The organism is Nocardia altamirensis NBRC 108246 (assembly GCF_001612685.1).
Taxonomy (GTDB): domain Bacteria; phylum Actinomycetota; class Actinomycetes; order Mycobacteriales; family Mycobacteriaceae; genus Nocardia; species Nocardia altamirensis.
This window is the reverse complement of sequence record NZ_BDAY01000005.1, coordinates 171027-181971: the sequence shown is the minus strand read 5'-3', so window position 1 is coordinate 181971 and position 10945 is coordinate 171027. Positions and strand designations below refer to the sequence as shown.

The 10945-nt window shown below is 67.8% G+C and carries 10 protein-coding genes; 7 read left to right on the top strand and 3 right to left on the bottom strand.

Annotation, left to right across the window (positions count from 1 at the left end; all coding sequences use genetic code 11):
• Positions 1-47 precede the first annotated feature (47 nt).
• Together NA11_RS02885 and NA11_RS02875 are read left to right on the top strand one after the other, a co-directional pair.
• Positions 48-674, top strand: coding sequence for a Pr6Pr family membrane protein (locus NA11_RS02885; RefSeq protein WP_069160107.1), 627 nt, complete (start codon positions 48-50; stop codon positions 672-674).
• A gap of 211 nt (positions 675-885) precedes the next feature.
• Positions 886-2109: an aminotransferase family protein gene (locus NA11_RS02875; RefSeq protein WP_069160105.1), complete on the top strand. Its 1224-nt coding sequence runs from the start codon at positions 886-888 to the stop codon at positions 2107-2109.
• Positions 2110-2361: 252 nt separating this feature from the next.
• Here NA11_RS02875 and NA11_RS02870 read toward each other — a convergent pair whose 3' ends face one another.
• Positions 2362-2880: a GNAT family N-acetyltransferase gene (locus tag NA11_RS02870; protein ID WP_245745687.1), complete on the bottom strand. Its 519-nt coding sequence runs from the start codon at positions 2878-2880 to the stop codon at positions 2362-2364.
• A 139-nt stretch (positions 2881-3019) separates the two neighbouring features.
• Here NA11_RS02870 and NA11_RS02865 point away from each other — a divergent pair, with 139 nt between their 5' ends.
• Positions 3020-4651: an acyl-CoA synthetase gene (locus tag NA11_RS02865; RefSeq protein ID WP_069160104.1), complete on the top strand. Its 1632-nt coding sequence runs from the start codon at positions 3020-3022 to the stop codon at positions 4649-4651.
• A 26-nt stretch (positions 4652-4677) separates the two neighbouring features.
• Here the strand turns inward: NA11_RS02865 and NA11_RS02860 are convergent, their stop codons facing one another.
• Positions 4678-5409, bottom strand: a complete 732-nt coding sequence (locus NA11_RS02860) for an SDR family NAD(P)-dependent oxidoreductase (RefSeq protein WP_069160103.1) — start codon at positions 5407-5409, stop codon at positions 4678-4680.
• A gap of 566 nt (positions 5410-5975) precedes the next feature.
• Between NA11_RS02860 and NA11_RS02855 the strand changes: the two genes are divergently transcribed.
• From NA11_RS02855 to NA11_RS02840, 4 genes are all read left to right on the top strand, one after another.
• Positions 5976-6986, top strand: coding sequence for an AraC family transcriptional regulator (locus NA11_RS02855; protein ID WP_069160102.1), 1011 nt, complete (start codon positions 5976-5978; stop codon positions 6984-6986).
• A gap of 348 nt (positions 6987-7334) precedes the next feature.
• A complete protein-coding gene (locus tag NA11_RS46985) occupies positions 7335-8141 on the top strand; it encodes a DUF5134 domain-containing protein (RefSeq protein ID WP_084654003.1) in 807 nt (268 codons plus the stop codon).
• A gap of 352 nt (positions 8142-8493) precedes the next feature.
• A complete protein-coding gene (gene sigK / locus NA11_RS02845; protein WP_069160100.1) occupies positions 8494-9171 on the top strand; it encodes an ECF RNA polymerase sigma factor SigK in 678 nt (225 codons plus the stop codon).
• Positions 9164-9862: an anti-sigma factor gene (locus NA11_RS02840; protein ID WP_069160099.1), complete on the top strand. Its 699-nt coding sequence runs from the start codon at positions 9164-9166 to the stop codon at positions 9860-9862. Before sigK ends, NA11_RS02840 begins: the two co-directional genes overlap by 8 nt.
• A gap of 308 nt (positions 9863-10170) precedes the next feature.
• On the opposite strand, the gene NA11_RS02835 is transcribed toward NA11_RS02840, so the two are convergent.
• A complete protein-coding gene (locus tag NA11_RS02835) occupies positions 10171-10845 on the bottom strand; it encodes a PhzF family phenazine biosynthesis protein (RefSeq protein WP_069160098.1) in 675 nt (224 codons plus the stop codon).
• Between the last annotated feature and the right edge of the window lie 100 nt (positions 10846-10945).

Genomic DNA, 10945 nt, shown 5'->3' with positions numbered 1-10945 from the left:
ATCTTGTCCTCCCAGGTCAATGGGTATTGATATGCGAGGATCGGGCCATGAACCCCGATTCGGGCACGGCTTGGGTGTATCGCGGCCTCCGGGTCGCCTTCGGTGTGCTCGGCATCGTCGCGCTGGCCTGGATCCCGCTGCGCAACCTGCACGAGTCCGCGTTCTCCCCGGCAAACTACTTCAGCTACTTCACGATTCAATCGAACGTGCTCGGCGTCCTGGTGCTGCTGATCGGTGGCCTCGCCGACCCGCAAGGGCGTCGCTGGCAGGCGATACGCGGCGCGAGCACGCTCTATCTGCTCATCACCGGCGTCGTGTACGCGGTGCTCCTGGCCAATATCGACGTGATGCTCACCGATCGCTGGATCAACGACATCCTGCACCGGGCGCTGCCGATCGTGCTGGTGGCCGACTGGGTGCTCGTCCCGGCTCGCGCACGGGTGGAGCTCTCGCCACGACTTGTCGCGAGCTGGCTGGTGTATCCGGTGATCTATGGCGTTTACACGCTGATCCGCGGCCCGATGGTCGACTGGTATCCGTATCCCTTCATGGATCCGCGGATCAACGGCTGGATCTCGCTGGCGATCGGACTGATCGTGCTGCTCGGTGTCTTCACGCTGCTCGCCATCGCGATCGCCGCGGTCGGCGGCCTGGCCCGCCGCCGGACGCCATGAACGGCATCGATCGGCGGTCCGCACCGTCGGACACCCGCAGCGGCATCGAGCGGCGCTCCGACCAGTCCCCATTCGACGGCGACACGGGAGTGTCGCTGGCCATACCCGGTGGCGTGGACGACTGGGTTTGGGCTGGTTGGATCGGTATCGGTCGGGGCAAGGGGTGGGGCCGATTCGGAGGAGGACACTTTCCTCCGGTAAAGGTGGACGCATGAACTCGCTATGGCATGGATTTGCCGACATGGGTGCGGTCGAGCGGGACGGCGCGTTCGTCGTCGCCCGTGGCGAGGGCGCCTACATCTACGACGCTGCAGGCAACCGCTACCTGGACGCGACTGCGGGCCTGTGGTTCACCAACGTCGGCCACGGCCGCGGCGAGATCGCCGACGCGGTCGCCGCGCAGCTGCGCCAGATCGCGCACTACTCCAACTTCGGTGACTTCACCGAGCCGGCCACCCAGCAGCTCGCCGAGCGGCTGTCCGCGCTGGCGCCGGTGCCGGGCAGCAAGATCTTCTTCACCTCCGGCGGCTCGGACTCGGTGGACACCGCCGCCAAGCTGGCCCGCCGCTACTGGCACGAGCTCGGCAGGCCGGACAAGACGATCGTGGTCGGACGGCAGAAGGCCTACCACGGCATGCATGTCGCCGGTACCGCGCTGGCAGGCATCCCGGTGAACCGCGAGGGCTACGGCGAGCTGATGGCCGACGCGCGCACCATCGAGTGGGACAACCCGAAGGCGCTGCTCACGCTGATCGAGGAGCTCGGCGCCGAGCGGATCGCGGCGTTCTTCTGCGAACCCATCATCGGCGCAGGCGGCATCTATCTGCCGCCGGACGGCTACCTCACCGAGGTCAGGCAGATCTGCCGCGATCACGACATCCTGTTCGTCGCCGACGAGGTGGTGACCGGCTTCGGGCGCATCGGTGGATCCTGGTTCGCCTCTTCGCGATTCGGCCTCGAGCCGGACCTGATGACGACCGCCAAGGGGCTCACCTCGGGCTATCTGCCGATGGGTGCGGTCTTCATCGCGCCGCACATCGCTGAGCCGTTCTTCAGCGGCGGCGTGTGGTGGCGGCACGGGTACACCTACGGCGGGCACGCGGGCGCGGCCGCCGCGGCGCTGGCCAACCTCGACATTGTCGAGCGGGAGAATCTGCTCGCCGAGTCGGCGCGGCTGGAGCGGACCCTGCACGAGCGGCTCGCGCCGCTGGCCGAGCATCCTCGGGTCGCCGAGGTGCGCAGTGGGCTCGGTGCGGTGGCCGCGGTCCAGCTCGTCGATCCCGCCGAAGGGCTGCCGTTCGTGAAAACCCTGCGGGCGCACGGTATTTCCGGGCGTGCGGCGGGGCAGGGTGCGATGCAGATCTCGCCGTCGTTCGTGATGACGGACGATCAGGTCGGTGAATTGGTCGACGGATTCACCCGCGCGCTGGGCTGAGGCTCGCGTGCTGGGCTGATCGCCCGGGTTGACTGGCTGTCCGGGTTCGACTGAGCGTCCGGGGTTCGACTGAGCGTCCGGGGTTCGACTGAGCGTCCGGGGTTCGACTGAGCGTCCGGGGTTCGACTGATCGCCCGCATGCTGGATTGATCAGACGCTGTTGTCCCGCACCGGAATCGGTGCGGGACACCCGTCGAGCTGCCGCGAGCTGAGGACCGTGTGCCGGTCTGCCCGCTCGGGCATCCGGGTCGCTCAGAGGGCGCGGGTCATGAAGGTGCAGTACGCGTCGAGTTGGTAGTCGCCGAAGGGCGGGCAGTACTCGAAACCGTGCGCGGCGTAGAGCTTCTGGGCGGGGGTGAAGAACTCGACCGTCCCGGTCTCCAGGCTCAGCCGCCGGTAGCCGCGGTCGCGTGCCTCCGCGATCAGGTGGCGCAACAACATTGCGGCGATGCCACGGCGGCGGTGGGTCGGGGCGGTGCGCATGGACTTGATCTCGGCGTGCTCGTCGTCGAGCTGTTTGAGCGCGGCGCAGCCTGCCAGGGTGTCGCCGTCCCAGCCGCTCCAGAAGGTGATCTCCGGGCGGCGCAGGGCCGTCAGGTCGAGTGCGTGCATGCTCTCGGCGGGGGACTGCGCGGCCATGTCGGTCAAATGGTCGGTGAGCAGGGCCGCGATCTCCGGCCCTGAAAGATCGTCGACCGCGATGCGCAGGGTGAGATGGGCGCCGGTGACGAATGTTTCCGAGATAACCGACTGGTCGGTGTTGCTAGACATTCGATCATCATGCACCGAATTCATCCCAGGTGTGGTCTCAGGTGGGAACCGTCACCAACCGCACTCGGCACGTCTTATGGTGAAAGCACTCGCCCGCAACGCTCGGTGGACTTCACCGTCCCGCCAGGGGGTACGAATCATGAAGCTAGCCAAGGTCGCAACGCTGGCGGCCGCGGTGCCGCGCCGCGTGATCGACGAAACCTATTACGCCGCACTGGCCGTCCGCGCCGGACTGGTCACGCCGGAACGGCCGGACCGCCTCGCCCGAATGGGCGTCGCGGTGCTGCGCTCCGGCATGATCGGCGGACTCGTCTCGGTCGGCGCCCTGCGCTACCGGGACCGGGCCGCCCTCATCGACGAGCGCGGACCGGTCACCTTCCGCGAACTCGACGACCGCACCAGCGCGCTCGCCAATGCCTGGCGGGCGCGCGGTCTGCGGGACGGGGAAACCGTGGCCGTCCTCGTGCGCAACCATCGCGGGTTCCACTACGCGGTGTTCGCCGCGGCCAAGTGCGGTGCGCGAATTCTCTTGCTCAACACCGATTTCGCCGGTCCGCAGCTGCGCGAGGTGGTCGGTCGAGAGGGCGCGGACCTGCTGGTCTACGACGAGGAATACACCGAGATCCTCGGTGACCTCGACGCGCCGCGCGGCCGCTACCGTGCCTGGGCCGAGGAACCCGGCGTCGACACCTTGGACAATCTGATCGCCGGAGCGGCGCGCACCACGCCCAAGCGACCGACCACGACCGCGAAGATCATCCTGCTGACCAGCGGGACCACCGGCACCCCGAAGGGCGCCTCGCGCAGTGAACCGACCTCGCTGGCGCCACTCGGCGCCATCCTCGACAAGGTGCCGTTCCGGGCTCGCGAGGTCATCGAATGCGCGGCGCCGCTGTTCCATACGCTCGGCTTCGCGTTCTCGACCCTCGCGCTCGGTTTCGGATCAACGCTGGTGATCCGCCGTCGGTTCGATCCGCAGGCGGTGCTGGACAGCATGGACCGGCATCGGGCCACCGCGGTGATCGCGGTACCGGTGATGCTGCGGCGCATGATCGACCTCGGTCCGGACGCCCGTGCGGGGCACGACTTTTCCGCGCTCCGCATCATCTTCGTCGCCGGTTCGCAACTCGGCGCCGACCTGTGCACCAAGGTGCTCGACGTGTTCGGGCCGGTGCTCTACAACCTGTACGGCTCCACCGAGGTCGCGTACGCGACCATCGCGACCCCCGCCGACCTGGCCGTCGAGCCGGGCTGCGTCGGCAGTCCGGTGCCGAGCGCCACCGTCAAGATCCTCGACGAGCACGGCGCGGAACTGCCTGCAGGCGAGACCGGTCGGATCTTCGTCGGCAACACCTACCAGTTCGAGGGCTACACCGACGGGCGCGACAAGGATCGCATCGGCACACTGATGTCGAGCGGAGATGTCGGCCACTTCGACAGTGCCGGCAGGCTTTTCATCGACGGACGGGACGACGACATGATCGTCTCCGGCGGCGAGAACGTCTTCCCCGGCGAGGTCGAGGAACTGCTTGCCGCGCATCCGGCGGTGGCGGAGGTGAGCGCCTTCGGCGTGGACGACGATCGGTACGGGCAGCGGTTGCGCGCGGTGATCGTGGTGCGCGACGGGCACACGCTCGCGGAGGACGAGGTGCGTGCGCATGTCAAGGAGCATCTGGCTCGGTTCAAGGTGCCGCGTGATGTGCTGTTCGTCGACGAGCTGCCGCGCAATCCGACGGGCAAGGTGCTCAAACGGGAACTGCGCGAGTTGTGATCGGCGGCTGGTGGATTCGGCGTGACTCAGCGGAGCTGACCGTTGCGGGCGAACAAGCGACGCAGGATGCCGCCTGAAGGTCCCAACGCGCCGCGGAGTCCGTGCGGGGCAGGCACGCTGATCAAACCGCCGCGTTGGCGCACAACGCACTCGACAACGGCATCGGCGACCGCCTCCGGATCCTCGACCGAGCCGGAGGCGACGGTGCTCACGGTGACGCCGAGTTCGCCGAGTTCCTGATCGAGCGCGGCGCCGAGCCCGACCACACCGTGCTTGGTCGCGCAGTACACGGCAACCCCCAGTGCCGCGGTCACCCCGGCCGCGGTGCCGATGTTCACGATCTGCCCCTGTCCCTGCGTGGCGAATCGTTCTGCGGCAAGGCGGGTTCCGATGATCACTGCTCGCAGATTGATGTCGATCTGGCGGTCCGTCTCGGCCTCCGTCTCGGCCAGGAACGGTCCGGCAGGCATCACGTCGGCGGCGTTCACCACGACATCGAGACCTCCGAGTTTGCGCTCGGCGGAGGTGAGGAAACTCGCGAACCTGGCGCTGTCGGTGACATCGAGCGGCAGCCCGACCACCGTGCCCCCGTGGCTCCTGGCGAGCTGATCGGCGACCGCGCGCACCGATCCGGTGTCGACGTCGCCGATCGCCACATCGGCTCCCTCCGCAAGGAAGGCCAACGCGGTCTCACGTCCGATTCCGTGCGCACCTCCGGTGATCGCGATGCGTTTGCCAGCGAGTGTCTTCCGCGACATATGGTTTCGCCTGCCTTCGACTCCCTTAAACGCTAGATGGTCGCTGGCGGTTCATTCCATGCGATATCGGGTCATGAATATGCGCAATCCGGCCAGGGGAAACAGGGGCGGGTCATGATTGCGTGGAAGGGTTTGCTGTCCATGCCGACTCCGGCCAAGAATCTTGCGCAGATCGGCCACCGGGGTTGGTTGCTGTGTGGGGCTGCGGATGCGGCCGCATGGGCGCGAAGTGGCGACGTCGATGCGCGGCCGGGGCAATGCGTCTGTGGGGGACGGACATCGAAGACCTTGCGCAGATCGGCCACGTGGAGGTCCGAGTCGGCCGCTCGGATACAGCGGCGGTTCGTGATGGATGCGCGAAGTGGTCGTGCGGATCGGTAGGGCGTGCCAAGCTGAGGCGAGGCGGATGCTCGCAGGTGACTGTTCGGAACCGGGCGGACGGTTTGCTCGAGCGGCTCGAACCCTTTTGAAGCAGTAGAACTTACGATCTCCGGCCAAAAACCTTGCGCGTTCCGGCCATCGCAGGCAACGATGGAAGCGTGGCCTCATGGGAGTGGCGGCGGTCGGTGACTAACGCGGCGATCCTCGTCGAACTCGCGGACGATCACGGCCTCACCCAAAATCAGTGCCTCCACGGCACAGACATCGACCCGCGTGTGCTCAAAACGCCGGGCGCGGAGATCACTGCGGCGCAGGAGCTGGCGATCGTCCGCAATATCGTCACCCTGCTCGGCGATCCGCCGGGACTGGGCGTCGAAGCGGGCACACGGACCCACATCACCACCCACGGTGTGTTCGCCCTCGCCGTGCTCAGCAGCCCGACGATGCGCCAAGCCATCGAAGTCGCCATGCGCTACTTCAGCCTGATGACCTCCTTCGCCCGCGCCTGGCACGTCTACCGCGGCGACGAGATCTTCCTCTACGGCGACGACCGCGACCTGCCGAACGACCTGCGTGCGTTCCTCGCCGAACGCGATGTGTCGGCGCTACTGACGAACTGGTTCATGGTCTTCGGGACCCCGCCGCCGGTGCTGCGCGTCGAGATCGCCGGCGGGCTGCGTCCGCGGCTGAAGCCGCTCTTCGACGACTTCGGGATTCCCAGCACCGAATCGACCGAGCTCCAGGTCGCGGTGTTCGACGCCATCGGCATCGATGAGCCGATGCCGCAGGCCAGTCCGCTCACCGCCCAGCTGTTCGAGGAACAGTGCGACGACCTGCTGCAGCGCCGGGGCCTGCGGCAGGGCGTGGCAGGTTCGGTCCGGGAAATGTTGATGCACCGGATGAACGGCAGGCTCAGTCAGGAAGAAGTCGCCGCCGGACTGCACATGAGCCTGCGCACCATGCGCCGCAGGCTGTCCGACGAAGGCACCTCCTATCGTCAGCTCTGCGCCGAAACCTTCGGCACCCTCGCCGAAGAACTCCTCTCCACCGGCCTGACCGTCGAGGACGTCGCCTACCGCATGGGATACTCAGGCGCACCGAGCTTTTCGAACGCGTTCAAACAATGGCGCGGTGTCTCGCCGGGCCGATTCGCCCGCACCGCCGTCGACAGATACCGGCAGTCCGTGCCGCGCTGACCCGCACACCGCGCCGAACAGGGCATCCTTGGTGGTATCCGAGGCAACCACGATCGCCGCGACGAGAGGTGGTGGGCGGTGACGCAGTTCGTACAGGAGTACGCCGCACTACGCTGGTCCGCGATCGCCGCCTTCCTGATCGCCGCCACCATCGTGCTCGCCCGCCTAACCACCCCACCCCGAGCGATCGCAGGACGGAATCGAACGGGTCCCGCCCTACTGCCGGAACACGTTTCAGCCCAACCAGACCCAACCCGCGACGCGACTGCGCCAGCGCCCGCCCCGGCGGATTCGGTAGAACACACCTCGGCCCGCGGACACGCGATTTCTCAGACATCCGGGCACACAATGGATGCGGCACTCGTGGACACGGCCCCGTCGGCACACGGGCACACTTTCCCGAGCGGAAGCTCGGCGTCTGAACACGCTGCGGCGGTAGGGGACCAGGCACTCGGGCCGAGCGCCCGGCCGGTACCCGAGCAGGCCGCCGGGTCGGTCGGGGCCGCCGCCTGGTCTGGACCCGGGCACGACGCCGCGTCGGGACTCGGGCACGACGCCACTGCGGCACCCGGCCACACTTTCTCGCGCGGGGGCTCGATTCCTGGACACTCTGCGGGGGCGGGGGAGTGGGCAGCTGGGTATCACGAGTCCGATGCGGCGCATCTCGCTATGTGCTTGGTCATGTTGGCGATGCTGATCTTTCCGGCCGCGGCGAGTCCGGCCGCGGTGCGTGGCGTGCTCACTGCGATGGTCGTCGTCTTCGCGGGGTTGCTGGTGAGTCGGGTCGTGCAGTGGCATGCCGATTCGCACGCGATGCCGGGGGATCGGTTGATGCCGCTCGGGTATCACACGGCGACGGCCGCGGCGATGCTGTACGCGATGTCCGGACATACGCCAACCGGACATACCGGCGGGCCCGCTGTCGTGCCCGCACTGATCATTGCGGGGCTTTTCGCCGCCGACGCGCTGCTCGTCACGCTCGCGTGCGCGACCGGGCGTGCGGCGGTGAACACGCCGGGTGGCCTGGGGATTGTGCGATACGCGGGTGGGTGTGTCGTGGCATGGACCGGGCCGCGAAAGCGGTCCGCGATGGTGCCGCATGTGGTGATGGACCTCGGCACCGCGTACATGCTCATCGCGGCCGTTTCGAATTGAGCGGTGCCGCAGACCAATCCGCGCGCCAGCCCAGACCGAACCCCTCTCTATGCAGGCAGAGGATTCGGTGAACGATAGGCACGGCCAAGCGTTCGCTTGTGCCGGAACTGAGTGTCGGCGAGCCGCAGGCATGAGCCATGATCGAGCAACGGGCACAGTCGGGCATTCGCTCGTGCCGATGTCGAGTGTCGGCGAGGCGCGGGCATGAGCGAGCGCGGCGATCGACCAGTGGGCACAGCCGGGCATTCGCTCGTGGCGGTGTTGAGTGTCGGCGAGGCGCAGGCATGAGCGAACCGATGATGTGCCGGGGCGCCGTGCTCACGACCGAGCTGGGCGTCCGCGAGGCAGTGTTATGAGTAACCGGCGCGGGTCAGCGCCCGTGCATCGCCCCGGTGAACCAGTCCTGGATGCTGACGATTCCGTACTCGCATGCAGGTTGCCCACCGACCGCGACCGGGAACGCGCGCTGCTCGTCAGCCGCCGATCAGCGGGCCTACTCGCCGCGATCGGCACCGGCGACCGCGCCGCCTTCACCGACTTCTACCGGCTCACCAGCTCACGGGTCTTCGGCCTCGCCCTGCGCATCCTGCGCAGCCATGCCGCGGCGGAAGAAGTCGTCCAGGAGGTGTACCTCCAGGTGTGGTCGAGCGCCGACCGGTACGACGCGTCGCGGTCGAGCCCGATCGGCTGGTTGATGATGATCGCGCACCGCCGTGCCGTCGACCGGGTCCGCGCGGAGGCCGCCGCCACCGTCCGGGATCTGGCTTACGCCCACGCCCAGGTCGGCCGGGATCACGACGTCGTCGCCGAATCGGTGACGCAACGGATGGAGGAGCAGGAGGTGCTCGACTGCCTCGACGCGCTCACTTCCACCCAGCGCGAAGCAATCGCACTCGCGTACTACTCCGGGCGGACGTACCGTGAAGTGGCCGACCATCTCTCGGTGCCGTTACCCACGGTGAAAACTCGCATCAGGGACGGACTGAAGAGACTGGAGAAATGCTTGTCCGGAGAAGGCGCCGATGGCTGACACGCCCCCGCGGTCCGACGCGGAACTGCTCGACCTCGCTTACCCGTGCGCATTGGACGCGGTAGCCGAAATCGAGCGCCGACACATCGAGGAGCGGCTGGCCACCGCGGATCCGGCGGTGCGGAAAGCGTTCTCCGACACCGTATGGCACCTGCGCGACGTGATGGCGCGGGTGGCGGCACTCGACGCGACGGCGCCGCCGCCGGAACTGGAGGAACGGATACTGGCGGCACTGCCCGACGACGGCAGGGTCGTTCGGTTGTCCGCGCGCAAACGCCGCGCACGATGGTTGGTGGCTGCCGCGGCAGCGGTCTGCCTGGTGATCGGCGGCAGCGTGGTAGCCGACCGGGTCGCGGACTCGCCGAGTGTGGACCAACCAGCCGCGCAGACACTGACCACGCCGGTCACCGGCGGCGGCACTGTGGTGGTGGAGATTTCACCGAACCAGCGCCTCGCACTGATGGCATTCGACGGTGTCGCACAGCCACCACCCGACCACGTGTATCAGGTCTGGCTGGTGCCAGACGGTCAGCAGCCCCGATCCGTCGGCGTGCTGGCTGAATTGCCTTCGGCGGGAAGGCCATTCGTGACCGCATTCGCCACAGGAGAGAAGTTGGCCGTCAGCGTCGAACCAACAGGTGGATCGCCGGCACCAACAACCGACCCGATCGCCGGAGTCCTACTGCCCTGAGCCCACGAGTTCGTCATCGAGCACAGCTGTCGACGCGTGCGGCCGGTGTCGTTGAGCCGCAAGATGGTTCACGCATCGGACTGCAAGGTGGTTGAGGTGCTGGCTGCAAGGTGGTTGACGGGCCGGGCCGCAAGGTGATCGTCGCGCTTGGCCGCAAGGCGGTTGGCAGGTTGGGCCCCGTGAGGGGTTAACGCGTTGGGCGGCAAGGTGGTTGGCGTGTTTGCCGCAAGGTGGTTGACGTGCGCGGTCCAATCTAGGGTCGGCGACTCATCAAGTCGCGGAACGCCGTTGGTGTTGTGGGTCTCTACTCAGATCTCGATCGTTTGGTCGGCGACTACGCGACCGCCGAGGCGGACCCAACCGTCGGAGTCCCATGCGGAGAAGATCTGCGACCCCTTGCCCTGGGTGATGACCAGTCCGCGGCGGAGGAGGGCGGTGATGGCGACGGCCGCGGCACCGGTGGCTTCGTCTTCCGCGATGCCGAGGGTCGGGGCGAACATCCGTGAGCGCAGCGCGCCGCGGTTCTCGTCGACCCAGGCCCACAGGTAGTGCGGGCCGCCGGAGAAGTCGTCCGGGCGCAGCGCCGCGAGTTCTTCGGTGTCGCCGAGCTGGTGAAAGGTGAAGTCCGGCGCCCATTCCGCGCGCGCCGTGATCCAGGTGAGGCCCTCGGCCAACTCGACCGCGACCGGCCCGGCGGGCACGATCAACCGGCGCAGCGGGATGCCGTGTCCGGCGAACCACCAGGCGGTGCCCACCGACGGATGCCCGGCGAAGGGCAACTCCACGGTCGGGGTGTAGATCCGCATCCTGGCGACCTCGTCGACCGCGTCCTCGACCACGACGGTCTCGCTGTAACCAGCCTTGGCGGCCAGTGCCTGCCGGTCCGCCTCGGGCACATCGGCGGCCCGCGCGATCCCCAGTTCATTGCCGAATCGTCCAGCCGAATCGGTGAACACCCGCACCACATCAACCTGTGTGCTCATGGTCACCGAGCCTACTAGCCTGCACCGACGCCGAGCTGTCGCGTGGACCACACCCCCGTTCACCAGGCATGCCGCGCAGCAGCGAGCGGTGTGGCCCACC

Excerpts from the sequence above, each read along its gene's own strand:
- NA11_RS02885 (WP_069160107.1), top strand. The coding sequence starts at position 48 with ATGAACCCCGATTCGGGCACGGCTTGGGTGTATCGCGGCCTCCGGGTC.
- NA11_RS02875 (WP_069160105.1), top strand. The coding sequence starts at position 886 with ATGAACTCGCTATGGCATGGATTTGCCGACATGGGTGCGGTCGAGCGG.
- NA11_RS02870 (WP_245745687.1), bottom strand. The coding sequence starts at position 2,880 with ATGTCTAGCAACACCGACCAGTCGGTTATCTCGGAAACATTCGTCACC.
- NA11_RS02865 (WP_069160104.1), top strand. The coding sequence starts at position 3,020 with ATGAAGCTAGCCAAGGTCGCAACGCTGGCGGCCGCGGTGCCGCGCCGC.
- NA11_RS02860 (WP_069160103.1), bottom strand. The coding sequence starts at position 5,409 with ATGTCGCGGAAGACACTCGCTGGCAAACGCATCGCGATCACCGGAGGT.
- NA11_RS46985 (WP_084654003.1), top strand. The coding sequence starts at position 7,335 with ATGGATGCGGCACTCGTGGACACGGCCCCGTCGGCACACGGGCACACT.
- sigK (WP_069160100.1), top strand. The coding sequence starts at position 8,494 with ATGAGTAACCGGCGCGGGTCAGCGCCCGTGCATCGCCCCGGTGAACCA.
- NA11_RS02840 (WP_069160099.1), top strand. The coding sequence starts at position 9,164 with ATGGCTGACACGCCCCCGCGGTCCGACGCGGAACTGCTCGACCTCGCT.
- NA11_RS02835 (WP_069160098.1), bottom strand. The coding sequence starts at position 10,845 with ATGAGCACACAGGTTGATGTGGTGCGGGTGTTCACCGATTCGGCTGGA.